This window comes from Martinezella multihospitum, from assembly GCF_900094585.1.
In the GTDB taxonomy this organism is placed as follows: Bacteria; Pseudomonadota; Alphaproteobacteria; order Rhizobiales; family Rhizobiaceae; genus Rhizobium; species Rhizobium multihospitium.
In genome coordinates this window covers 35,655-56,488 of record NZ_FMAG01000015.1, presented here as the reverse complement: position 1 = coordinate 56,488, position 20,834 = coordinate 35,655, and the positions used below count along the sequence as shown (strand labels likewise).

27 protein-coding genes are annotated in these 20,834 nt (G+C 62.2%); 14 read left to right on the top strand and 13 right to left on the bottom strand.

The window, feature by feature from the left end; all coding sequences use genetic code 11:
* Window positions 1-4: 4 nt before the first annotated feature.
* The 10 genes from virB9 to GA0061103_RS33425 form a co-directional block, all read right to left on the bottom strand.
* Complete coding sequence (gene virB9, locus GA0061103_RS33475) at window positions 5-808, bottom strand: P-type conjugative transfer protein VirB9 (RefSeq protein WP_092720101.1); 804 nt, start codon at window positions 806-808, stop codon at window positions 5-7.
* The gene (locus tag GA0061103_RS33470) at window positions 805-1,521 is read right to left on the bottom strand and encodes a VirB8 family type IV secretion system protein (RefSeq protein ID WP_092720099.1); all 717 of its coding nucleotides are present in this window, start codon (window positions 1,519-1,521) and stop codon (window positions 805-807) included. Before GA0061103_RS33470 ends, virB9 begins: the two co-directional genes overlap by 4 nt.
* Window positions 1,518-2,648: a TrbL/VirB6 family protein gene (locus GA0061103_RS33465; RefSeq protein WP_092720097.1), complete on the bottom strand. Its 1,131-nt coding sequence runs from the start codon at window positions 2,646-2,648 to the stop codon at window positions 1,518-1,520. Before GA0061103_RS33465 ends, GA0061103_RS33470 begins: the two co-directional genes overlap by 4 nt.
* Window positions 2,649-2,656: 8 nt before the next feature.
* Window positions 2,657-2,851, bottom strand: coding sequence for a hypothetical protein (locus tag GA0061103_RS33460; protein ID WP_092720094.1), 195 nt, complete (start codon window positions 2,849-2,851; stop codon window positions 2,657-2,659).
* Between the two features lie 198 nt (window positions 2,852-3,049).
* On the bottom strand, window positions 3,050-3,760 hold the full coding sequence (locus GA0061103_RS33450; protein ID WP_092720090.1) for a conjugal transfer protein: 711 nt from the start codon (window positions 3,758-3,760) through the stop codon (window positions 3,050-3,052).
* A gap of 10 nt (window positions 3,761-3,770) precedes the next feature.
* Window positions 3,771-4,610 (bottom strand): hypothetical protein, encoded by an 840-nt coding sequence (locus GA0061103_RS33445; protein ID WP_092720087.1) that lies wholly within the window; start codon window positions 4,608-4,610, stop codon window positions 3,771-3,773.
* Complete coding sequence (locus GA0061103_RS33440) at window positions 4,607-7,018, bottom strand: VirB4 family type IV secretion/conjugal transfer ATPase (RefSeq protein ID WP_092720085.1); 2,412 nt, start codon at window positions 7,016-7,018, stop codon at window positions 4,607-4,609. The genes GA0061103_RS33445 and GA0061103_RS33440 overlap by 4 nt, the downstream gene beginning before the upstream one ends.
* A gap of 9 nt (window positions 7,019-7,027) precedes the next feature.
* Window positions 7,028-7,324: a VirB3 family type IV secretion system protein gene (locus GA0061103_RS33435; RefSeq protein WP_092720083.1), complete on the bottom strand. Its 297-nt coding sequence runs from the start codon at window positions 7,322-7,324 to the stop codon at window positions 7,028-7,030.
* Window positions 7,321-7,626: a TrbC/VirB2 family type IV secretion system protein gene (locus GA0061103_RS33430; RefSeq protein WP_092720081.1), complete on the bottom strand. Its 306-nt coding sequence runs from the start codon at window positions 7,624-7,626 to the stop codon at window positions 7,321-7,323. Before GA0061103_RS33430 ends, GA0061103_RS33435 begins: the two co-directional genes overlap by 4 nt.
* Window positions 7,627-7,638: 12 nt before the next feature.
* Window positions 7,639-8,376, bottom strand: coding sequence for a lytic transglycosylase domain-containing protein (locus GA0061103_RS33425; RefSeq protein WP_092720079.1), 738 nt, complete (start codon window positions 8,374-8,376; stop codon window positions 7,639-7,641).
* A gap of 101 nt (window positions 8,377-8,477) precedes the next feature.
* Between GA0061103_RS33425 and GA0061103_RS33420 the strand changes: the two genes are divergently transcribed.
* The 8 genes from GA0061103_RS33420 (at window position 8,478) to GA0061103_RS33385 (ending at window position 12,921) form a co-directional block, all read left to right on the top strand.
* On the top strand, window positions 8,478-8,978 hold the full coding sequence (locus GA0061103_RS33420; protein WP_092720077.1) for a hypothetical protein: 501 nt from the start codon (window positions 8,478-8,480) through the stop codon (window positions 8,976-8,978).
* A gap of 1 nt (window position 8,979) precedes the next feature.
* Window positions 8,980-9,567, top strand: a complete 588-nt coding sequence (locus GA0061103_RS33415; RefSeq protein WP_092720075.1) for a thermonuclease family protein — start codon at window positions 8,980-8,982, stop codon at window positions 9,565-9,567.
* A 31-nt stretch (window positions 9,568-9,598) separates the two neighbouring features.
* Window positions 9,599-9,940: a single-stranded DNA-binding protein gene (locus GA0061103_RS33410; protein WP_092720073.1), complete on the top strand. Its 342-nt coding sequence runs from the start codon at window positions 9,599-9,601 to the stop codon at window positions 9,938-9,940.
* Entirely contained in the window at window positions 9,924-10,517 is a 594-nt protein-coding gene (locus tag GA0061103_RS33405) for a thermonuclease family protein (RefSeq protein ID WP_245304954.1), read from the top strand. Before GA0061103_RS33410 ends, GA0061103_RS33405 begins: the two co-directional genes overlap by 17 nt.
* Window positions 10,514-11,059, top strand: a complete 546-nt coding sequence (locus GA0061103_RS33400) for a hypothetical protein (RefSeq protein ID WP_092720071.1) — start codon at window positions 10,514-10,516, stop codon at window positions 11,057-11,059. Before GA0061103_RS33405 ends, GA0061103_RS33400 begins: the two co-directional genes overlap by 4 nt.
* Window positions 11,060-11,155: 96 nt before the next feature.
* Entirely contained in the window at window positions 11,156-11,692 is a 537-nt protein-coding gene (locus tag GA0061103_RS33395) for a hypothetical protein (protein ID WP_092720069.1), read from the top strand.
* Between the two features lie 12 nt (window positions 11,693-11,704).
* A complete protein-coding gene (locus GA0061103_RS33390) occupies window positions 11,705-12,232 on the top strand; it encodes a hypothetical protein (RefSeq protein WP_245304953.1) in 528 nt (175 codons plus the stop codon).
* Window positions 12,229-12,921 (top strand): acyltransferase, encoded by a 693-nt coding sequence (locus GA0061103_RS33385; protein WP_092720066.1) that lies wholly within the window; start codon window positions 12,229-12,231, stop codon window positions 12,919-12,921. Before GA0061103_RS33390 ends, GA0061103_RS33385 begins: the two co-directional genes overlap by 4 nt.
* Window positions 12,922-12,926: 5 nt before the next feature.
* On the opposite strand, the gene GA0061103_RS33380 is transcribed toward GA0061103_RS33385, so the two are convergent.
* The gene (locus GA0061103_RS33380; RefSeq protein ID WP_092720064.1) at window positions 12,927-13,172 is read right to left on the bottom strand and encodes a hypothetical protein; all 246 of its coding nucleotides are present in this window, start codon (window positions 13,170-13,172) and stop codon (window positions 12,927-12,929) included.
* Window positions 13,173-13,202: 30 nt separating this feature from the next.
* Entirely contained in the window at window positions 13,203-13,826 is a 624-nt protein-coding gene (locus GA0061103_RS33375) for an acyl-homoserine-lactone synthase (protein ID WP_092720062.1), read from the bottom strand.
* Window positions 13,827-14,257: 431 nt separating this feature from the next.
* Between GA0061103_RS33375 and GA0061103_RS33370 the strand changes: the two genes are divergently transcribed.
* The 5 genes from GA0061103_RS33370 to GA0061103_RS33350 all read left to right on the top strand — a co-directional run bounded on the left by GA0061103_RS33370 (window position 14,258) and on the right by GA0061103_RS33350 (window position 18,387).
* Entirely contained in the window at window positions 14,258-14,947 is a 690-nt protein-coding gene (locus tag GA0061103_RS33370) for a cysteine hydrolase family protein (protein WP_092720060.1), read from the top strand.
* 136 nt (window positions 14,948-15,083) lie between these two features.
* Window positions 15,084-15,872, top strand: a complete 789-nt coding sequence (locus GA0061103_RS33365) for a type 1 glutamine amidotransferase domain-containing protein (RefSeq protein ID WP_092720058.1) — start codon at window positions 15,084-15,086, stop codon at window positions 15,870-15,872.
* Window positions 15,873-15,915: 43 nt separating this feature from the next.
* Complete coding sequence (locus GA0061103_RS33360; RefSeq protein ID WP_167376693.1) at window positions 15,916-16,389, top strand: cupin domain-containing protein; 474 nt, start codon at window positions 15,916-15,918, stop codon at window positions 16,387-16,389.
* A 225-nt stretch (window positions 16,390-16,614) separates the two neighbouring features.
* On the top strand, window positions 16,615-17,007 hold the full coding sequence (locus GA0061103_RS33355) for a nuclear transport factor 2 family protein (RefSeq protein ID WP_092720053.1): 393 nt from the start codon (window positions 16,615-16,617) through the stop codon (window positions 17,005-17,007).
* 66 nt (window positions 17,008-17,073) lie between these two features.
* Window positions 17,074-18,387: an MFS transporter gene (locus GA0061103_RS33350; protein ID WP_245304952.1), complete on the top strand. Its 1,314-nt coding sequence runs from the start codon at window positions 17,074-17,076 to the stop codon at window positions 18,385-18,387.
* A 226-nt stretch (window positions 18,388-18,613) separates the two neighbouring features.
* Here the strand turns inward: GA0061103_RS33350 and GA0061103_RS33345 are convergent, their stop codons facing one another.
* On the bottom strand, window positions 18,614-19,171 hold the full coding sequence (locus tag GA0061103_RS33345; protein ID WP_092720050.1) for a TetR/AcrR family transcriptional regulator: 558 nt from the start codon (window positions 19,169-19,171) through the stop codon (window positions 18,614-18,616).
* A gap of 201 nt (window positions 19,172-19,372) precedes the next feature.
* Between GA0061103_RS33345 and GA0061103_RS33340 the strand changes: the two genes are divergently transcribed.
* Window positions 19,373-20,617, top strand: a complete 1,245-nt coding sequence (locus tag GA0061103_RS33340) for an efflux RND transporter periplasmic adaptor subunit (protein ID WP_092720048.1) — start codon at window positions 19,373-19,375, stop codon at window positions 20,615-20,617.
* Window positions 20,618-20,834: the final 217 nt, after the last annotated feature.

Genomic DNA, 20,834 nt, shown 5'->3' with positions numbered 1-20,834 from the left:
CCCGTCACCCTCCCCCGTTGGCGGCCACGCCGACGCGCTGCGGTGCGTAGGGCTCGAGCCCGTTTGGCTCGTGAACGTTGGTGAGCCGGCGATTGAAAATGCAGGTCGATTCCTGGCCATTGCGCAGCGTCCACTGCGGTGAGACCTTGTCGACGATGACGTAGGGTCCTTCGGTGCGGAAATTTACGAGACTTTCGTTGCGATCGGCGTCGACGATGTAGATGGCAGGGGTCTCGCCGTCGAAGCGGAACCAGGTCTTCGTTCCGTCGTCGAAGACAGCGACCGGTTTGTTCGCGGATGATCCCTTGTAACCGTAATTGCTGTTTGCGTTGGCAATGTTCAAGCTCGCCAGATTGGGATTGGCGGCGCGCTGTTTGGCCTCAGCGAGGAGCTTTGCGTTGGTCTCGTCCTCTGGAAACCGAAAGCGCACGGCGTAGATCTGATTGGCCGCTGGCCGCGTATTCGAGCGCAACAGGAAAACGTAGATGCGCTTGTCGGTGACGACATTGAGGTTCGACTGCGCGTTCTTTTCGACCGGCTTCACGAAAATGATGTCGCCCTTGCGGTTCGGCTCGACCTTCCAGGCGATCGAATCGCCGAGCGCCAGGGTCTCGATCTTCTCGTCGGGCTGAAGCTCGATCATCGTCGAGGTGCCGTAACTTGCGTCGATCGCTGTGACGTTGTCTCTGTTGTAGACGACGTCGCGCACCCGTGGGTCGGTCCGTCCTGGCCGCGGCAGCGCTTCTCCCAGGGCGGGCGCGGCGATGAGGCATAGAACGAGAGCTGTTCCCAGCAGACGCACTGTCATTGTTGCGCTCCGGTGGTGCCGGGCGATGGCGCCGTCTCCTGATCACGGCGATATTCTACGACTTGAAATCCGAGCGGATTGTCAAAGCGCCACTCGTTACGCATCGGCGCTCCGCTATAGCGAAAGCGCACCAGCGAGACCCAGTTGCGCGTCACGATGCTGGTCGCCGACTTTTCGTCCGTTGAGAAGCGCACGAGCGCGGTTCGATTGTTGGGAAAGGTCACTGACTTGATGTTGACGGCGATTTCGGTGTTCGTGCCGTGCAGCTTGACCGGATTGTTCGGGTTAGCGGGAGAGTAGATCTCGGTCAGTTCGCGTGCCGCGTCGCCGGTGGCCAGCAACTGGGCAAGGTCGAAATTGTCCTTCAGGGCGCGAGGGTCGTATGTCTCGCGCGCCTTGATGTAGCGCACGACGTTGAACATCGTGACGGCTTCGTCCTGTGTCAGTGCTCCTTCGGCCATCGGGCGCTTGACCTCGACGAACCCCGTCGTCTTATCGACGACGACCATGTAGGGCTCGTACGTCTTCAGCGGCACGAGCAGGGCAAGGATGCCCAGGGCCGCGACAGCGACGACACTCATCACCGCGGCGACGATCCAGGCAAGCGCCCGCGAATTGCGATTGCGACGGGCAATGTCCTGCTCCCAGGTCGCCCCATCGGCGTAGTAGCGCGGATCAATACGCTTCGGTTCGGGCGCGGTCGCCTCACTCATGGCCGCCCTCCCCCGCTCGACGCCGGCGTCGAGGCCGAATTGCGAATCTGATCGGCGAGCCGCCGAAATTCGGCGGACTGCGCCCAGGAGGTCGCGCGCAGCCCGACCCGCGCGCGCTGGCGAGCCGCGAGCTCTTCACGTCGTGAGACGGAGGCGGGATTGAGCGGGTTACGAAGTGCGAGCCGGGCACGGTTGGTCGCGACCCCAAGCCGGTAGCCGGTCGCCGTCGCAAGCACTGCGCCGACGCGCGGGGCATGGATCGGCACACCGCCGGCGATCGCAGCCGCGACGTTGTTGATCTGGCTCAGCAGCAGGATCCCGATGATCGCAAGGAGCACCACGGGTCCGATCGTTGCCCAGGTCGCGGACTTCGCGTTGGCGACGCCGTTCAGCGCATCGATCGATTGCTGGATCAGCGAAACGTAGAAGGCGAGGAATGCGTAGACGAGCACCTGCACCACGAAATACTGCGCGAGCGAACTTAACCAGCCGCTGAAGAAGCGCGAGGTGGCACCGAACAGCAAAAGGATGATGAACACCGGTGCGAGCGCGAGCAACAACCACATGAAGAGCTTCGACAGCACGATCAGGAAGATCGCGAAGCCGATCAGGATCGCCATGACCACATAGAAGACCGCAGCGAAGATATAGGGTCCCCAATTCGTGATGCCCGCATTCTGGAGGAACGCCTCCGTCGCTGAGTTCGTCGTGTCCCACATATTCTGCAGCGCCGACTGCACGCCATTGACCGAGGTCAGGTTCGCGGCGGTTCCGGTGTTATTTGGCGTGGTGACGACGCTCAGGAGCGCGTTGCCAATCGCAGACGGGCCACTGTTCAAGGCATTGTACGCGAGCGTCTGGAAGTCACTCCAACTCGTCGCGAGCGCGTAGATCACGAAAGCACGGAACAGCCGGAAAGCGTGATCGGCAGGTCCACCTGTCGCCGTACCCTGCCAAATGCCGATTCCCCAGAAGATCACATAGAGCGTTAGCAGAAGGCCGGCGGCGCTCGTTACGCCGCCGGAGGTCGCCGCATTGGAGAGTGCCTGGTAGGCGCTCTGAACATAATTCTGTCCGATCTGATCAACCGACTGAAGGAGGGAGGTGATATTAAAGGTGTTGCCCATCGCTCTCCTCAGATCGGCCGCATGGGGCCGCAGCTATCGAGCGCCGTAAACGCCGCTGGGACCTGGTGGGTTGGGGTGTCGGTATAGGCGAGCGGCGTCCCACCCTCGTTGGGCGAACACGGCGCCTTCAGGGGTTTGTAGGCGCAGCCGGCGAGCGCAACCGCCATCAGGCCAAGAATGCAGCAGCGCACGATTGTCGTCATTTCTGAGGCGCCTTCGGCTGGGTGAAGGTCATCGCCCGGGAGGCAGCGGCCGCCGCATCGTCCTGCGCCGCAGCTTCGGGGTGGGTGGGGCGCGGGTGTGGGGAAGTAAAAAGCGCGCGCCCCGCGACGAGGCCGATGACGAGCGCGACGACGATAGCGACTACAACAAAACGTGGCGACAAAAGCCCATCCCCTCCATCACTGCGTAAACTTCATTGCGCGAGCGGCCGCAGACTCCGCAGCGATCCGATCGAGGTTGGCCTGGTTGGCAGCGGCTGCCGCGTTGTTCACGACGCCGTTGAGCTCATTGACGGTCTGACCTGTCTGGATCTGGACCTGCGTGTTCTGGTCGACGCTGCCCTTCAGGTCCTGCGCGCTGCCGATTTGCTGGCCGCCCTGCATGAAGGCCTGCGAGCGCGTCTGGACCGCGCTCTGAGTCGAATTGATCAGGCCCGACAGGGTCGCGGCGACATTGACCGAGTTCTTGTAGGCGGTGTCGACCGGATTGGTCTGGCCGTTCGCAAGGCCGGTGATGGTCTGAACGAGCTGAAGACCGTTGATTAGCGTCGATACGATGTTCTGCGAGCCGGCGCCCATGCCGGCGAACGACAATGCTCCGCCTGAGATGACCGAGCCGAGCGACGGTGCCTGCGCCATGCTGAACCCGCCGCCAAGCGCCATCTGGGCAAGCGACCCCTGCGCCTGCGAAGAACGATCGCCGGTCACGGCCTGCAGAGTCTTCTGCGTGAACTGCATGATCTGCTGGTCGGCGCCCAGGATCTTGCTCGTATCACTTGCGATCTGCTGCGCTTTTTCGAGATTGGCATTGTCGATCACGGGGACCTGTGCCAGCGCGGGCGACAGTCTGAGGAGCATGAAAAGAGCTGCAATTGCGTATTGAGCGCGCATCGGAACCTCCCTAGCGACCGTTCGATGTTGCCGCGGCGTTTGCCGCGTTCTGCGTCTGCGCGAGAAAGAAAAGGACGTTGTCGTTAGTATCGACGTAGCGGGCACTCACGCAGGCCGGATCGGGCGTAGCGCCGGGCGGCGTGGTCTGGCAGGTCGACGGCGAGCGGCAGGGATCGGTTGGTGTGCCCGAGCCGATCGTTCCCGCTGGGCAGGCTGGTCCCCGCGTGGGGGTCGGAGAGCCTGCGGTGGAGCGCATCCCCGCGGCGGCCCGGCTCATGTCGCTGGTCTGCGCCAAGTTGAGTGCATTCACTGCCGTGACCCAAAGATTCGCCGAGCCGATCACGTTGTTCCAGACGAGATTGTTCTGCAGCCGCGCGGCGCTGTTCATGTCAATCGCCGCCATCACAGTCTGCGCAGTGCCGACCTGACCGGTTGATGTCTGAAATCCGGATTGCGCCGCTGCGATCGTCGAGCGGCTGGCATCGAGCCCTCCGACCACGTCGCCGCTCGACTGGAACAGTGTCTGGCTATTGAGGGCGGCGCCCTGGGCGGTCGCGTCTTTGGTGAGAGGCAGGTCGGGACCGTATGAATGGATCGTTTGCGCGCCCTTTCCCATCTGGGGCTGAACCGTCGGGTTGGTAATGTTTGCCTTCTTGCCGGTCGTCACCGCGCATTTGACCCCGCTATTGGCGTCCTCGCGCTGCGTCGTCACCGGTACGAGCTTGATGGTCGTGCTTGCTGTTTCGGATTTTTGCGTGAGCTGGGCCGCATCCTTGACCGGAATGTTGGCCAATGCCGGCACGACACCGGCGATAAGCAATGCTGCGGCGGCAAAGGCGGCGAGCTTCATGGTTCGCTCCTTCCAAGGAAGATCGGCAACCAGACCGCGGCATCATCGCCGACCCTTGTCCTGATCGCGTCGAGTTCCGCGACGGTCTCCGTCCGCCCCGACAGCACCTTGATGAGATCAGGCATACCCGCGAGGTTGAGACGGGCGACGACGCTGTCGCGGCCGTGCTTGATCAGAAAGGAACGGCTTTCGGCCGCGGTCGACCTGATCCACCCCACCTCGCGGCCCGAGAGCCGGAAGGCCTGCTTGTAGCTTTCGTCGTCGGCCTTCGGGTTCGGGAAGAAAATATTCGTGCTGGTCTGTTCGATCAGCGTGTTCGAGGCTTTCGAACGCACGATATCGGCGGCCGACTGTGTGCCGAAACCGATGATGCCGTTCTGCTTGCGGATGGTTTTCAGCTTGTCGCGAATGAAGAAGGCAAAGACATCGTCGTCGAGAAGCCGCCACCCCTCGTCGAGGAAGATCATGACAGGATCGCCGGTGAGCAATTCCTCGGTCCGGTGGAAAATGTACATCAGCGCCGCCGTGCGGATGACCGGATCGTCGAGCACGCGCGTCATGTCGAAGCCGAACACGCTGGAAATCGAGAACTGGTCTTCCTCGTTGTTGAACAGCCAGCCGCGCTGGTCGAGCCGCATCCAGCTCTCGAGGCGCGCGAGCAGATCGCCCTCCCCGGCTCGGATGCGGCCACGCAACAGGGTCGAGAATGCCTTGAGCGTCCGCCCGTCAGGACCGGCAGAAAGTGCTGCGGCGATCGCGTTGCGGATGACCTGCTCCTCCGAGGCTGACAGATCGCCGCCGTTCGCCGGCCGAAGCATGAAGGCAAAGAGCTGGTAGAGGAATTCGCGGTTCGGCGCCGTATCGGGGAGCGAAAGCGGATTGAATCCCGTCGGTTCGCCTGGCACGAGGGTTTCGTACTGGCCACCGAGTGCCCGGATGAAGATTTCCGCGCCGCGATCCTTGTCGACGAAGACGAGCTTCGGACGCGGCACGATGCGTTGCGTCTGTGCCGCGATGAAGGACAGGAAGACGGTCTTGCCCGACCCGGTCGGACCCACCACCGTGAAGTTGCCGATGTCGCGGACGTGGTGGTTGTAATAGTAGGCCGTCTGCGACGTCGTCTCGAAGACCGAGATCGCCGGTCCCCAGTGGTTGTTGCTTGGGCGGCCGCTCGGATAATTGTGAAGGGACGTGAAACCGGCGAAGTTCTTCGACGAGATTACGGCCTTACGCGCGACATAGGCGAAATTCCCGGGAAGCTGCGACCAAAATGCCGGCTCGCAATTGAGATCCTCCCGAACCCAGATCACCGAGCGGTCGGTCAGCGCTGCACCGACCGCCGTGACGGCTGCGCCGACCTCGGCCAGATCGCGACCGAGACACATGACGGTCATGTGGTGCTCGCCGTAGATCGCCTCGGAGGCGAGCAGTTCGTCGCGTGCTTCATCGAGGTGGTCGGCGACGATCGAACCTGCTTCGTCCGACATGTCGACCTGGCGCGATACCCGATCGATCTGCCTTGCGGCTTCCGGCCGGTCGACGATGGCAAAGCTCTGCGTGGCGATGAACTCGTGCGGCACTCGCAGCAGATTGTCGAAGGAGCCAGGCCCGGTCTGCGCGGGGTATTCGCGGATCGACACCATTGCCCCAAAGCGCGTGTCCGCCGGTCCGGCGCCCTTGATCTCGATCGCGTTGCGACCGAAGAAGATCCGCTTCATCGAAAGCGCGTCGGCGAGATCCATCCGCGGCAGGTGCATTGGGCGCGACAGGCCACCATTAAGCAGCTGGACGAGGAACTCGAGCGGCTCGGAAAACCACACGCCATCGCGGTTGGCGACGCCGAGCTGGCGCACGCCGTAACCAGCAAGGCTCTCGCGAACGGCCGTCGCGACATCGCGCAGCTCGTTGAGGGCGGTCTGGCGGGCGACCGATTCACCCGCCTCGTCCTTGCGGCCGAGCAGCTTGGTGAGCATGAGGTCGAACGTGCCCGCCTGTCCCTGCAGTGGTCTGCGCACGATCGTCAGATAAAGATCGTTCACGAACATCCGGCGCTTGGAAAGCGCGGTGTTGTAGCGCTCATCGAGCTCGGCGCAGAACGGATTGTCGAATGTCGATTCGATGCGCGGCTGTACCTCGCGTCGAATGATATGCGAGACCAGCGCGAACCGGGAGTTCGCCAGCGTTCGCACAATGTCGTTGCGTCCGAGCAGCCGCGCGTTCACTTCGCTGATGTCGGAGGTTTCGAACGAATAGCCGTCGAGCTTGAAGATCGTGAGGACGAGCCCGTCCTTGGTCCGAATGATGAAGTCGTCGACGTGCCGGGTGTAGGGCACATGCGACGCAACGGGCCGTTCGCGCCTCGAGACGGCTCCGAAGGTCAGTTCATCGAGAAGTGCCCGGGCCACCATTGTCGCACCTCACACCGAATAGCTGTCGGCGGCCCAGAAGGTCCGCGAGCGAGGAGGGCATCTGGTCGACTTGACGAACAGGATCTCGAAGATGCGATCGTCCCGGAGCGTCATGACGTAGCCGAAGAGATGCAGCGGAATCGCGACCAACAGCATGAAGAGGTTGTGCGAGACGAGGAAGCAGATGCTCGAAACCACACCGTTGAACATGAAATACATGTACGGGACGCCCATCAGCGTCGGCGCGCGTGTGAGCGCTTTGACGAGAGGCGTGATCAAGGGATCTTCGAGCTCGTCTTCGGTCATTGGCCGACCGCCGACTGGAAGAACTGCACGATCTGCGCCGATCCGAAGACCAGAACGATGCCGAAGATCACACTGCCGGCAATCCCCCAGGTCAGCCGTCCGCTCCACGCGAACAGGCCGCAGGCGATGACCGCGAGCGTGGCAAGAGCCGTTGCGATCGGGCCTGTCAGGGTCGAGACGAGTTGCTGGAGCGTGGACTGAACCGGTTGGAGTGTGCCGCCCGTCGACTGCGAGAACGCGTCGGCCGCAGTCATCAGGAGCAGCGATGGCGCCAGTGAAATCCGTGCAAACGATGTCTTCATACGATCCTCCGTTCAGTCGACATGCATGACGAACCCGTTGTCCCAGTCAGCCTTTGCACTCGATGTGGCTGCCGGGGGGGATGGTGCTGGTTTCCGAACGCCGGGCTCGATCAGGTCTGGCGTGCTGGCGGCCAGCAAGCGGGGATCCTGCTTCGCCTGGCCGCCCGGCGCGGGCCATGTATAAAAGTCGTTGATGACCTGTGCGACGAAGCGGACGGTCTCCGGAAACGGCGGCACACCCCGGTTTCGTTCGACCGCATCCTCGCCCGCGTTGTAGGCAGCGAGGATAAAGAACGGATTTCGGTACTTCTCATGCAGCGCTCTGAGAAAACGCACGCCGCCGAGCACATTGCCGGCGGGGTCGCAGATATCGACCTTGAAGCGCTGAGCGGTCTCAGGCTCGAGCTGCATCAGTCCATAGGCGCCCTTGTCGGAGAGCGCGGTCGAATTGAACCGGCTCTCGCTTTTGGCGACAGACATCACGAAATCCGGGAAAAAATTCTCCTCGGTTGCGACGCGGGTGATGAGCGCGCGCGCCTCGTCCTGGCTGAGCGGCCTGGCATCGGCACAGGGTGATGCCGAGGCGGTTCGGCCAATCGTCTGGGGCGCGACATCCTGTGTTTCCACCGGGACGACACGGCCCGAAGCGTCGACAACAGCTAAGCGACGGGGCTCGGCGATATCCTGTGCGCGAGCCCCGGAGAACGTCACCATGACGCATAGTCCGATCGCTACGCCGCGAATCACCATGCCAGCCGGCCTCCATTTTCCAATAGACAATATATTGAATGTTGATACGTTGGCAACAGGTCAAAAGATGACTGGCGATGTGTCCTCTTCGGGAGCAAAGGATGAAGCGCGCAGCACATTTCGTGATGATGGGAGTGGCACTGCTGGGACTCGCTCCGGCGCGCACGGCGCACGCGCAGGACGCATCGTTTGGGTGCAAGGTGCTCCTGTGCGCCGCCTCCTCCTCGCCGAGCTGGTCAGGCATCCCCTATTGCGTGCCGGTGATGCACGATCTCTTCCGACGGCTTGCGCACGGCGGCAGCTGGCCAACCTGCCCCGAAGGCCATGCGAGCGGTCTCGGATACGATCCATATCTCCCCTGCCCCGCCGGAATGACGCCGGTGGAGAACGAAACGCACGGCAATGGCGGATTGACACGATCGGCGAACGGCAACCTGTGCGTCGACTTCTCGAAGCCGCACCGGACCTGCTTCGGCGGTCACGACGGTTGCACGACCGAATATCCGACGACGTCGCGCGCGCGCCGCGATGATCCCTACTTCGTCGACATTTCGACCGCGAACGGCGCGCAGCGCTTCTATTTCTCGCTGGAAGGTTACTGAGATGGCGAGCGCGCGACTACCAATCCTTGCGCTCCTCTTAGCCCTCGCAGCAGGTCCGGCTCCGGCGCAGGTCGCCTCGTCGGGATGGTTTCCCGTCCCACCTGACGCGATCTTCGAGACCGGCGACAGCTGGTCGAGCACCGGCACGACATATCGGCTCTACGGTGTTCAATCATGCCTGCGTGGCACGAGCTTCACGAACGCCCACGGGATCACGCGCGATTGCGGTGAGGCCTCGCTCACGATGCTTGTCGCGCTGATCCGTGATCTGAAACCCCAATGTTACGAGGCCGCCGAGGCACCGCAGACGAAGACGGCCTTTGTATTCTGTGTCGCCGTGCGGACCGAGGGCGCGGGCAAGGGCTCGCGGATCGATCTCGGTACCGCGCTGATCGCGACCGGCTTTGCCTTCGCCGCGCTAAAGCCTGACGGAACTCCGGTCCATGCGCCGTATCTTGAGGCGCAGCATGTGGCCCAGAACAGCCGTGCCGGGCTTTGGGCCTTTCGCGATCTCCCCGATCCGAACGCCATCATCTTGCGCGCGCTTCGCCAGGCTTCTCCATCGGCGAGCGCGACGCCGCCTCAGTAGTCGTCGATCAACACATCAGGGAGATCAAACCTTGCGAACGACCAATCTGTTCATCGTGCGTGGCCGCGTCGGCCAAACGCCCAAAGCTTTCAACAAGGCGGCGAAGGTGAGCGTCGCGACCGATCGAGCGTGGACTGACGCCAAGGGCGAACGAAGAGAGGAAACCGACTGGGTGACGGTCACGATCCTCAACGAAAAGGCAGCCGAATGGGTGCTCGCCAACGTCAAGAAGGGCGACGCCGTTTACGCCGAATGCCGCGTTGCCGACGGATCCTACAAAGGCAAGGACAACGAGACCGTCTACACGACAGACATCATCGCGAACACCTTCCACAAGCTCGATCTGGGCTCGCGCGATGATGCGGCCGCGTGAGGTCGGCTCGTTGGCGGTCATCGGTGTTGTCGCCTGCGCGGCGGTACCCTGTCTTGCGCAAAGCGGCGCCGACCCCGCCAGCCTTTACCAGCCAAGGGTGGCCGCTCAATTACCGCCATTGCGAGTCGAGGTCATCGACGGCGTCCGTTTTCGCGATATCGAGACGAAGACGGTCTTCCGCCTCTACGGGATCGATGCCTGTGCGCCGGAGCAGACGGCGAATCTCGGCCGCCAGCCGTGGCCCTGCGGCACGATGGTTCAGGCCTGGCTGGTGACGGCAACCCTCAATACATGGGTCGCATGCACGGTGATCAGCGATCAGCCGGGCGAGCATCTCGCGCGTTGCGCCACGGCCGGTCATCGTGATCTCGCCGCCGATATGCTACGCGAGGGCGTTGCCGTCCTCGCGCCTGTCGCGGAAGGCGGTCCCGTAATCCGCGAATACGCGGCCGCCGAAGAAGCAGCTCGCAAAGCGTATCGCGGCCTTTGGTCGAGCACCTTCCAGATGCCATGGGAGTGGCGAACCGCCCACGAGGCGACAGCCAGCACCGTCGCACGCGCCGGGGCAACGCCATGAGCTGGGCAAAGCGCTACGCGGTTCTGCCACTCCTCGTCGCACTCGCTGCATGCGCCGAGCGCCAGCAGACGATCGTCATTCCGCCAGCGGGCCCGGACGCTCTCTATACGCCCGAGCGAGTCGTTCCCGGCCGCCTCGAATACGCTCCCGATCGGTCGACCTTCGCGCCAATCCTCACCGAGCGATCGGCCTATCCGACGCAGCCGGAGGCGAACGCAGCCTATCTGCGGCTTATCGCGGCCGCTCCGTCGGGTCCGGCCTATCCGCGATCGATCTGGCTTTTCGGCTGCAGACCGGGCGCGCTCGACGCACAGACCGCGCGGATTTCACGCTATCCCGGTCCGATCGTCCATTGCGCGACGGATTTTCTCGATCCCAGCGGGCGTCGCGTCCGGCGCGAGACCGCGAATTTCTACTATCACAACCGCATCTGGTCGATGCAGCCCGTCTATCCGCCAAGGTCCGGCGTCGCATGGCGCAATCGCGAGAGTTCGCCAAAAGATTTCTGGTGGTGGGTGCCGGGCCGGCCCCGCTACGAATAGGCGGACAAGCCGATGGGCAAGATCCGTTCACCGTTGATACAATATATTAGATGTTGTATTACCTTCGTTGCAGTTGTCATCGGAGGATCGGCTATCATGAACGCATCGCAGGCCCAGGCCCAGGCCGTGACGTCCGATCCCGGGGCCTGGCGCGCGATGTCCTACGCGAACCTCCAAGCCCCCTCGCCCGCGACGGCGACCTATATCGATATCTGGAAGGATGCGCTCGACGCAAACAACCGGCACTACGAATCGCGCGGAGACCGGCGGTTTGCCGGCGGAAATGCTCCGGCCACCGAAGCGCACTTCATCATCTGGAGCAGCCGGCGGTCCGCCGTTTTCACCATCCTCGACACCGCAAGCCAGTGCACGACGAAGGCCAGCTTCCCCGACGCCGGAGCGACGGTGAAGCTCTGCCCGATGCGCATCGCGATCTACGAGGGCCTGCAGGTACGGACGATGGATGGCGGCAAGGCGTGCTTCCTCGAGCTCGCCGGCACCTTGGCCGACGCGAACGCGTCAGGGGCTTACGCGTCCTACGACGTCGCAAGTCGCAGCCTGAAGACCGGTTTGATCGTCAATCACACCGCGGTCGACGGCTGCTCGTTCAGCGTCCCGCTTCCCCGGCAATGATGGAACTGCAGCATGCGGACAGTCGGTACGCCGGCCGAACGACAACGCAAGGAGATCAAGATGCGACTTCCCGCCCTAACAATTCTCGCTGCTCCCGTCTTGTTGCTCATCGCTTCGCCGGGCCTCGCGGCCGACAGCGCCTTCTCCTACAAGACGAGCTATCGCAACGTCACGAGCGATCCTGACAATGTGTGGACCGGGGACGCGCTCGCACCCAATTCGAAGGGGACGGTCACCATCCACGAATATCAGCTGCGGACGCCCGACGGTGATTGGCTGATATCGCAGATCTGGAATGACGATTGTTCATCGGGAACCTGCCCGACCCGGGTCTTGCGCGTGGGTCCGAACGGCGCGCGGCAGGTCGTTGTCGACGACATGATGCACCAGATCGTGCCCCCCGATGACCCGCGTTTCGCCGGCATGGCGTCCAACAAGGCGACGGAAGCGTTCGCCCGGCAACCCTTCACGCTTAGGGACAATGGCAAGACCCTCGTCAATGGTGACTTCAAATTCCAGGTCGACGGGAGCAAGCCATGATCTTGCCCCGCGTTCTCCGCCAGTCGCTCGCGGATGCAGGCCTGCTAATTTGCCTGTCCGCCGCCGTCGCCTTCGCCGGCGAAACGGCAGCTAATCTCACTTCAGCCGGCATCCCGTCGAACTGCGCCGATTTCGCCTCGAAGGTTTCCGCGAGCGAGGGAAACTTCGGCACGACGAACCAGTTTGGGTGCCTTGGCGCCTTTCAGTTCTGCCCGGGGACGTTCGAGCAATATTACAACGGCAGCGCCGAGAGCTTCCTCAACAACCCGTCGGCTCAGACCGCGGCGTGGACCCAGTACGAGCAAGACGAGTGGTCGAAGGCGCAGAAGAACGGCCTCACGTCGATCGTTGGCCAACAGGTATGCTCCGGCGGCAAGTGCGCGACGGTCGATCAATCCGCGATCCTGATGGCCTGCCAGTTTGGGTGCGGTGGCAAGGGAAAACTCGCCAATTACGTCGCAGGAGGCGATTGCAACGCCCAGAACGTGAAGGATGGCAACGGCGTCAGCGTCTGCACCTATCTGGTGCGCGGCGCTGGCTATGACGTGTCCTGCTTTACCGGCCAGCAGTCGAATGTATGTGTCCAAGCGCCGACCGGCCCCGGCGATTTCCCGACATCAACCGGAATCGCGTCGAACCCACCGTCCGCTTCAAGCGCATCGATCATCGTCGGCCCGACCGAGATATAAGTTCGCTAGTTCAGCTCACTCGGATCACGGAGGATAAAGTGAGAAAAAGCGTTCAGTTGCTCCTCGACCGAGGCGCAGAGATCGCCGCCCCTATAGTGCGCGTGCACCAGCGCCCAGAAGACAACTTCGTCTGAGCGGCCGGCGAAGAGCGCCTTCTGCAGCGTGCGCCCGATGAGCGTCACCGCGCGGTCAGGCTCGTATCGGGCGTGAAGTTCGGAGGCGACGATCTTGGTATCAGCAGTTCGAATCACTGGTGGTTCCTTAGTTCATTGCGGTTTGGTCTAGGCGGCTGTCGGCCATGATGCGTCCCTAAGGACAGAATGCGTGCACCCCCGCGCCGCGTGGAGCGCCGACAGGGTTTCGTGGTTGAAGGACATGCGGAGGGCGACCACCTCGTCGCGGCCGATCCTGGCCGGAAATCCGAGCGGCCGAACGAAGAAGCGCAGTTGCATGGCGATCACCATGAGCCGCCAGTCGATCGCGACGGTGACCGTGTCGACGCGGTTCGCCATTCCCCACTCGACGACACCCTGCGCGAGCTCGAGGAATGGGCTGTCGCCACGCGGGCGCATCTCGCGCTGCCCGCGAGCAACGCAGAACCGCGTCCATTCGAAGACGCGCGGGCCGCGTGGTGGCGGACGCCGGCACAGATCACCGAGAACGTCGGTGAGAAGATGCGGCCGCGTCGTCGGAAGCAGGCGCTGATAACCCACGATCGCGTCACCGCGCAGACAAATCTGGTGGATCGCGTGCGCATCGTCGAATTGATCGCGCTCTAAGCCGTCGGGCTGACGCAGATCCTCCCAGCCCTTTTCTTCGACGAATATTTTGTGGCGGAAACGAAAAACCCGGTCCATCAGCGCCGAATGCTTGCCGATGTCCGAGCCAGGCAGGATTTTAAGCATGATTAAACCTCGGCTTGGAAAGACGAGGCGAATTTGTTCATGAAGCCGCGCGCGCAGGTATGGAGCGAAAGCTCCACCAACGCACAGGGCGACGCGTCCTTCGGCGGTTCGAGCACTCCAGCTCCGAGCCCACGGCACCTGTCTCAAAAAATTCATTTGGGGCCGAGTGCCGCACGATCACTCACTCAAATCCACTTGCAGCCGCCTCGAAAACCCCTCTATCTATCGATAGACAAAGAGAAACTGCCATCGCAGGATGCGGGCCAGGAGCGGGCAGTGCTGGAAGCCTGGGCTCCATCATAGCCGGTCTATCGATAGATAGAGCTTGACTCCGCAATCCGCCTCATCTAGCTATCTATCGATAGGTAGCGAAAACCTATCCAGAGGACCGACACCGCGCAGACGCGCCCGAAATTTCAAGGAGCTTTCAAATGCTGTTCGAACACAAGGTCAACATGGAGATCAGCGGTGACCGGACCGCGCTCGTACTCGTCGATATCCAGAACGACTTCCTCACGGACGGCGGCAAATACTTCGTCATGATCGAGGAGCTGATGAAGAAGAACAATGTGAATGCGAACCTTGAGACCTTGCTGAAGGCCGCCAAGGAACACGGCTATCCGGTATTCATGTCGCCGCATTACTTCTTCCCACACGACCATAAGGGCAAGACGCAGCTCAGCCCCATGGAAGATCTCGCGCTTCATGGCGGTGTGGTCGCTCGCGAGAGCCCGCTTCACACTCATGACGTACCCGGCGGCGGCGCGGACGTCCCGGACCGTTTCCGCGCCTATATGGAAGACGAGAACACGACCATCGTGTCGCGCCACGTCACCTACGCGCCAACCAATGACCTCGCCTACCTTCTGCGCCGCCGGAAGATCGAGACGGTCATCATGGCGGGCCCGGTCGCAAACCTCTGCCTCGAAGACCACATGCGCAACCTCATCCGTGACGGCTTCGAAACCGTAATGGTGCGCGATGCCGTCGCCGCCGCTGCGAACGAGGAAGGCTCGGGTCTGGACGCTGCCATGATCAATTGGCGGTTCATGGCCGGCGCGGTTTGGACCACCGAAGAGACCGTCCGCCGCATGGCCGAAGCCGCCAAGGCGAAAGCCTGAGACCCGGCCAAGCGTCCGCGGGCTGCCGCGGACCAACCGACATTCGATTTGGCGCGCTCCTGAGACTTGAGTTGCGCGCCCATTCAGGACCACCCGCAAACAAGCACCACCAATTTATCGACCACTGGAGATTAACATGAGTAAGGGTACCATCCTCGTCATCGGTTCGAACGCGACCGAGCTTGAAGCAAAAGGCGGCGGCACGATCACGATCGGCCAATTCCTCAACGAAACCGCTGTTCCGCTGATGGCGCTCGTCGCCGCCGGCTACGATTTCGTCCTCGCCACGCCGACCGGCGAGAAGCCGCATATGGATAAAGATTCTGATGCACTGATCTACTTCGCGCAGGACGACGCTGCCCGGACGAAGGCTCGCGACTTCTTCAACAACAATCCCTCGATGAACGACGTCCGCACGATCCGCTCGGTGATCGATGCTGGGCTCGAACGGTTCGCCGGCGTGTTCTTCCCCGGCGGTCACGCACCGATCGTCGACGTCATGCAAGATCCCGATGCCGGTGAAGTGCTGCGTTACTTCCATGGCGCCAAGAAGCCGACCGCCGCGATCTGCCACGGCCCGATCAGTGTCTTGGCGGCGCTCGACAAGGCGCGCGAGTTCCGCGCGGCTTTGATTGAGGGCAATGAGGTGAAGGCGCGTGAACTTGGCAAGGGCTGGCAGTATGCCGGCTATCGGATGACCGTCTTCTCGCGCAGCGAAGAGGAATATGCCGAAGACAACGTCTTCCACAAGAAGCTGATCTTCAACATGCCCGACGCCCTCGAGGCGGCCGGCGCCGAGGTCGTCAATGCCGACAACTTCACCTCGTTCGTCGTTGTCGATCGCGAGCTGATCACCGCCCAGAACCCAATGTCGGACCATGAACTCGCGGCGAAGTTCATCGATGCCCTCGCGAAGGCGGCCTGACACCGAACTTTCATTGCCAGCACAAACCCCCAGGAGAAATACCATGAAAAAGTTCGTCACGGTTGCCGCCTTGGCAGCGCTCGTGTTCGCGACCGCCGCCCAGGCACAGGACTCGTCCTATCCTCCGGCCTACGGCGGCGAATCCGTCACCAAGCCGGCCAGCGAGTTCTCGTTCAATGACACAGGTGCGAGGGGTGTTAACCCCAAGACTGGCATCAAGTTCTCCAACGTCTGGGGAGATGCGACCAAGGGGGCTCACGGCGCCTTCTTCCGGTTCGATCCGGGTTTTGTAAGCAAGCTTCACAGCCACACCTACGACTATTACGCAGTCGTCATCAAAGGGCAGTTGGAAAACTATCAGCCGGGGCAGAAGCCTCAGAAGCTTGGGCCGGGGTCGTACTGGTATCAGCGTGGCAAGCAGGCTCATACCACGTCGTGCGTCTCCAAGCAGGCATGCGAAATCTACATCGTCCAGCAGAACAAGTTCGACGCGCAGATTCCCCCCGTCACCGAATAGGCGGCCGCGGACTGCATCAAACGTCTCCCGTCACATTGGCCGGGGGACGTTCTCCACGCGGCGCTTTGCGGCCCCCCTCGCACTGCGCCGCGTGCTGAATAGAACGCAAGGTCACCCACCAGCCGAGCACCTGTGCCCGTGATCGGGTGCTGCTTTCGCCCCTCTCCAACAAGAATTCACCCGCAACGGCCAACGCCGGCGGCAACGCACGATTGGAATAACACCATGACAACTGAGAGCCTTACCGAACAGAACAAGAAGACGGTCCTGGCCTTCTATAAGGAAGCGCATTTCGACGGTGACGTCGACGGCGCGATCGCCCGCTATGTCGGCGATACCTACATCCAGCACACCGCGGCCGCCGAGGATGGCGTCGAAGGCCTCCGGGCCTTCATCAACGGCTTCCTGACCGCTTTCCCCAATGCCAAAGGCGATATCCGGCACGTCCTGGCCGACGGCGACCTGGTCGCGGTCCACGCATACTGGACCGGCCTTGTCAGCGAGAACGGCGATGTTGGCATCGACATGTTCCGCGTCAAGAACGGTAAGCTCGTCGAGCATTGGGACGTCTTCGCTCCGGTCCCTGCCACCTCCAAGAACGGCAACACCGTTTACTGACGCGCTGGTCGGGGGCCGCTCGGGCGGCTCCCGACGCGTGTGTAAAGGCGCGTAGGAGATATCGTCGTGGCCAATCACAACCCCAACGTCACCAACGCACCGGTGGAGGCCGTGATCGACGCGGTCAACGCCGAACGTAGCTTCTTTGGCTGGAAGGTCGTCGTTGCAGCTTTTACAGTCGCTGTGTTTGGCTGGGGCACCGGTTTTTATGGCCCACCCGTCTACCTTGAGGTCGTGCATCAATCGCGAGGCTGGCCGATCGCGCTCATCTCAGGCGCCGTCACTCTGCATTTCCTCGTCGGCCTCGCTCTCATCCCGAACATGCCTCGCCTTTATCGGCGTTTCGGACTGCCGATCGTCACTTTCATCGGCGGCGTCGTCATGGCGGCCGGAGTCCTCGGCTGGGCCGTCGCGAACACGCCGTGGCAGCTTTACGCGGCTGCGTTCCTATCGGGCATCGGATGGTCCGCTCTCGGCGCAGTCGCCGTCAATGCGATCGTTTCACCGTGGTTTGCCGCCAAACGCCCCCTGGCGCTCGGTGTTGCGTTTAACGGCGGCAGCGTCGGAGGCGTGATCTTCTCACCGTTCTGGGTCGCACTGATCGATACGATCGGCTTCCCGGCCGCCGCACTCGTGGTCTGCGTGGCAATGCTCGTCACGCTTGGCATCCTGGCTGTCTTCGTGCTCGCGCGAACACCGGAGAGCCTCCACCAGGCGCCTGACGGCGCCCCGCCGATCGCTTTCGTTCCTTCCGTCGCCGCGTCCGGTGCGCCGGCTACCGCGTCGGTGCCCCGTCGCCTCTTCCACGATCGAGCCTTTCTTACGCTTTGCATCGGGATGACCCTAGCCCTGTTCGCGCAGACCGGGCTGGTCGCACACCTCGTCTCGGTGCTGGCGCCGGCACTCGGAAGGCAAGGCGCGGGGCTCGCAGCCGGCGCGTCAGGCGTTGCTGCAGTCCTCGGCCGTGTTGCCGTCGGCTGGCGTGCATCAGGCACCTCGAATTGGCGTGCTATCGCATCGTACAGCCTCGTCGCGCAGGCGCTCGGATGCGTCGTGCTGCTCGTCGCCGATGGAAGCAATCCCGCCCTTCTCGTCGTCGGCGTCGTACTCTTCGGCCTCGGGGTCGGCAATGCCATCTCCGTTCCGCCGGTGATCGCCAATCTCGAATTCTCCAAGGAAGATGCTGCGCGCGCCGTGGCCTTGATCGTCGCCATTTCCCAAGGCGCCTATGCGATTGCGCCCGCCGTGTTCGGTCTTTTCCGCGAACTTTGGTCGGACGAGATCATTTTCGTCGCGTCGGTTGTTATTCAGCTCGCTGCGATCGGCGCCTACTTGCTTGGCCCAGGGCGCACCGCACCGCCGTGCGTGCCCAACGCCTAGCGGCAAAACCAGTCGGCCTGAATATCACGGCCGCCAGCCGTGATCGCGGCTTGCAAAGGACCGCCCTCGCCAAGTCGCACGGCCGCTCCCGTCCCTCATGATGGGCACGAGCGTCATTCTTCGTCTCTCGGAAGATCAATCCTGAAACGCCTTCGATCCTCGGCGCACAGGGTGAGTGAGCGCCGCACGCGACGTCCGCCGCGCGCGATCCAGCTCGCAGGTCATGTCAAGCCGCCAACTTGCTCGTTTCCGGCCAGGATTCCATCGCGATCCGGCCGATCGTTTCAAGCTTCTCACGGCTCGCGCCATCGCGCGCCTGTACGGCCATTCCGCGAATGATCGCATGGATCAAGGCGGCAAGTCCGTCGGCATCGACCGTGTCGGGCATATCGCCGTCCCTGATCCCCTTTCGGATGCGATCGGCGAGGTAGACCTCGGAGGCCGCGCGATATTCGACCATCATGTCACGGATCGGCGTGAGATCGGGGGCCTGGTGCGTGCCCGAGAGCGAAACCATACAGCCGCGTGGCAGGTCCTCGCGCGTGAGCTCTTCGGCGGCCGATTTCAGAAGACGCGTGAAAGCTTGACGCGTCGTTGCTCCTTCTTCCGACAGCGCGCCCTGGATCCACGTCTGCGCGTGATCCATGAAGTTCTCGGTCGCCTCCCGATAAAGGCGCTCCTTGCTGCCGAACGAATTATAGAATGTCGACGGGCTGATGCTCATCTTGGAGATGAGCTCCTCGAAGGTCGTACCCTCGTAGCCATTCTCCCAAAACAGCTTCATTGCCTCGAGCAACACCGATGAGCGGTCGAATCTGGACGGCCGACCGCGGCCGCGTTTTTGTGTCTCTAACATTTTTGGTATTTTCACTCCAAAATTCGCTTGACGTGTTTAGGCTTTCGCCATATTGGTGATTATAGGAGCAGTTACTCCAAAAATAAAGACCCTTTCGAAATATCTCTCAAACCAGAAGGAAAACCCGTCATGAGCGACTTTGTTATGAGATCCCCGGTCGACACCACCGTTTCCAATAAAGCACGTAGCCACAAGGGCTTGCGCTGGCAGCTCCCCCTCTTCACGGCGATCGTCGCTGGCGGCGTGGGCGGCTTCGCCTACTTCAGCCAGGAGACCTCGCAGGCTTCGGTTGCGCCCGCTGCGCCGCTTGCTGCCGTGACCGTCAGCAACCCGGTCCAGCGCGACGTCGATACACGCCTTGGAGCGATTGGCCAGTTCTCGGCGGTCAATAAGGTCGAGCTGCGCGCCCAGGTCGGCGGCACGCTCTCTGAAATCCATTTCGAGGACGGTCAGATCGTTCATAAGGGCGATCTTCTCTTCGTCATCGATCCCCGCCCGTACGAGATCAAGCTCGCCCAGGCCAATGCGGCGCTTGAAACCGCCAAGGCACGGTATAACCTCGCAACGAACCAGCTAGATCGGGTGCAGGCGCTCCTCAAGACCGGCAATTCGACCCGCGAAATCCTCGATCAGCGCGTTTCCGAGCAACAGGCCGCGCAGGCCGCGATCGATGACGCACAGTCACAGATCCGCAACGCTCAGCTCGATCTCGAATATACGAAGGTGACGGCGCCCTTCACCGGCCGCATCGGGGCTCGACAGGTCTCGTCCGGTGGCCTGATTGCCGGCAGCCGCGCTGCGGCCAGCCCGACGACCTTGCTTGCAACGCTCGTCTCGCTCGACCCGATCTATCTCGACTTCGACATGAGCGAACAGGATTACCTGACGTTCCAGCGCCAGCGCCAGAAGCAGAGCGGCTCGCTCGACAACAAGGTCGAAGCATCGTTGAGCGATGAAACCGAATATGGCCTTCAGGGCTCACTGAACTTCCTCGACAACGCGGTCGATCGCTCGAGCGGTACGATCCACGCCCGCGCAACCTTCAAGAATCCCGATCTCTTCCTGGCGCCCGGTCAGTTTGCCCGCGTTCGCATCGGGCTGACCGCTCCGGCTCCGGCGCTCCTTGTGCCTGACGCCTCCGTACTTGCCGACCAGTCTTCGCATATTGTCCTGACCGTCAGCGACAAGAATGTGGTCGTGCCGAAGCCGGTCGAGCTCGGCGACCTGCGCAATGGCCTGCGCGTTGTTCGCTCTGGCCTGACGGCCACCGACAAGGTCATCGTAGGTGGCATCCCGATGGCGCGTCCGGGCTCGGTTGTCGACCCTCAGGTCGAATCTGCCAAGGTCGCTATGAACAAGACTGCCACCGAATGAGGCCGCTGTGCAGCCGATATGGGGCTGCATCGGCAAAGATAGTCTCGGTATCGTTCCGAGCCCCTCCAAGACGGATGAACGTTGGCGCGCTCCTCCGTCTCGAAGGTTGAATGAGAGGAAAAGCACGGGGAGTGCGGCCCTATCGATAGATAGAGGATTGACACGCCTCCGCCCGTCCCTCTAATTGTCCAGCAATCTATCGATAGATAGTTACGGT

Excerpts from the sequence above, each read along its gene's own strand:
- GA0061103_RS33385 (WP_092720066.1), top strand. The coding sequence starts at position 12,229 with ATGATCTTGCCCCGCGTTCTCCGCCAGTCGCTCGCGGATGCAGGCCTG.
- GA0061103_RS33470 (WP_092720099.1), bottom strand. The coding sequence starts at position 1,521 with ATGAGTGAGGCGACCGCGCCCGAACCGAAGCGTATTGATCCGCGCTAC.
- GA0061103_RS33345 (WP_092720050.1), bottom strand. The coding sequence starts at position 19,171 with ATGAAGCTGTTTTGGGAGAATGGCTACGAGGGTACGACCTTCGAGGAG.
- GA0061103_RS33390 (WP_245304953.1), top strand. The coding sequence starts at position 11,705 with ATGCGGACAGTCGGTACGCCGGCCGAACGACAACGCAAGGAGATCAAG.
- GA0061103_RS33425 (WP_092720079.1), bottom strand. The coding sequence starts at position 8,376 with ATGGTGATTCGCGGCGTAGCGATCGGACTATGCGTCATGGTGACGTTC.
- GA0061103_RS33430 (WP_092720081.1), bottom strand. The coding sequence starts at position 7,626 with ATGAAGACATCGTTTGCACGGATTTCACTGGCGCCATCGCTGCTCCTG.
- GA0061103_RS33450 (WP_092720090.1), bottom strand. The coding sequence starts at position 3,760 with ATGCGCGCTCAATACGCAATTGCAGCTCTTTTCATGCTCCTCAGACTG.
- GA0061103_RS33440 (WP_092720085.1), bottom strand. The coding sequence starts at position 7,018 with ATGGTGGCCCGGGCACTTCTCGATGAACTGACCTTCGGAGCCGTCTCG.
- GA0061103_RS33445 (WP_092720087.1), bottom strand. The coding sequence starts at position 4,610 with ATGAAGCTCGCCGCCTTTGCCGCCGCAGCATTGCTTATCGCCGGTGTC.
- GA0061103_RS33395 (WP_092720069.1), top strand. The coding sequence starts at position 11,156 with ATGAACGCATCGCAGGCCCAGGCCCAGGCCGTGACGTCCGATCCCGGG.
- virB9 (WP_092720101.1), bottom strand. The coding sequence starts at position 808 with ATGACAGTGCGTCTGCTGGGAACAGCTCTCGTTCTATGCCTCATCGCC.
- GA0061103_RS33460 (WP_092720094.1), bottom strand. The coding sequence starts at position 2,851 with ATGACGACAATCGTGCGCTGCTGCATTCTTGGCCTGATGGCGGTTGCG.
- GA0061103_RS33340 (WP_092720048.1), top strand. The coding sequence starts at position 19,373 with ATGAGCGACTTTGTTATGAGATCCCCGGTCGACACCACCGTTTCCAAT.
- GA0061103_RS33365 (WP_092720058.1), top strand. The coding sequence starts at position 15,084 with ATGAGTAAGGGTACCATCCTCGTCATCGGTTCGAACGCGACCGAGCTT.
- GA0061103_RS33415 (WP_092720075.1), top strand. The coding sequence starts at position 8,980 with ATGGCGAGCGCGCGACTACCAATCCTTGCGCTCCTCTTAGCCCTCGCA.
- GA0061103_RS33355 (WP_092720053.1), top strand. The coding sequence starts at position 16,615 with ATGACAACTGAGAGCCTTACCGAACAGAACAAGAAGACGGTCCTGGCC.
- GA0061103_RS33405 (WP_245304954.1), top strand. The coding sequence starts at position 9,924 with ATGATGCGGCCGCGTGAGGTCGGCTCGTTGGCGGTCATCGGTGTTGTC.
- GA0061103_RS33375 (WP_092720062.1), bottom strand. The coding sequence starts at position 13,826 with ATGCTTAAAATCCTGCCTGGCTCGGACATCGGCAAGCATTCGGCGCTG.
- GA0061103_RS33435 (WP_092720083.1), bottom strand. The coding sequence starts at position 7,324 with ATGACCGAAGACGAGCTCGAAGATCCCTTGATCACGCCTCTCGTCAAA.
- GA0061103_RS33360 (WP_167376693.1), top strand. The coding sequence starts at position 15,916 with ATGAAAAAGTTCGTCACGGTTGCCGCCTTGGCAGCGCTCGTGTTCGCG.
- GA0061103_RS33465 (WP_092720097.1), bottom strand. The coding sequence starts at position 2,648 with ATGGGCAACACCTTTAATATCACCTCCCTCCTTCAGTCGGTTGATCAG.
- GA0061103_RS33420 (WP_092720077.1), top strand. The coding sequence starts at position 8,478 with ATGAAGCGCGCAGCACATTTCGTGATGATGGGAGTGGCACTGCTGGGA.
- GA0061103_RS33370 (WP_092720060.1), top strand. The coding sequence starts at position 14,258 with ATGCTGTTCGAACACAAGGTCAACATGGAGATCAGCGGTGACCGGACC.
- GA0061103_RS33400 (WP_092720071.1), top strand. The coding sequence starts at position 10,514 with ATGAGCTGGGCAAAGCGCTACGCGGTTCTGCCACTCCTCGTCGCACTC.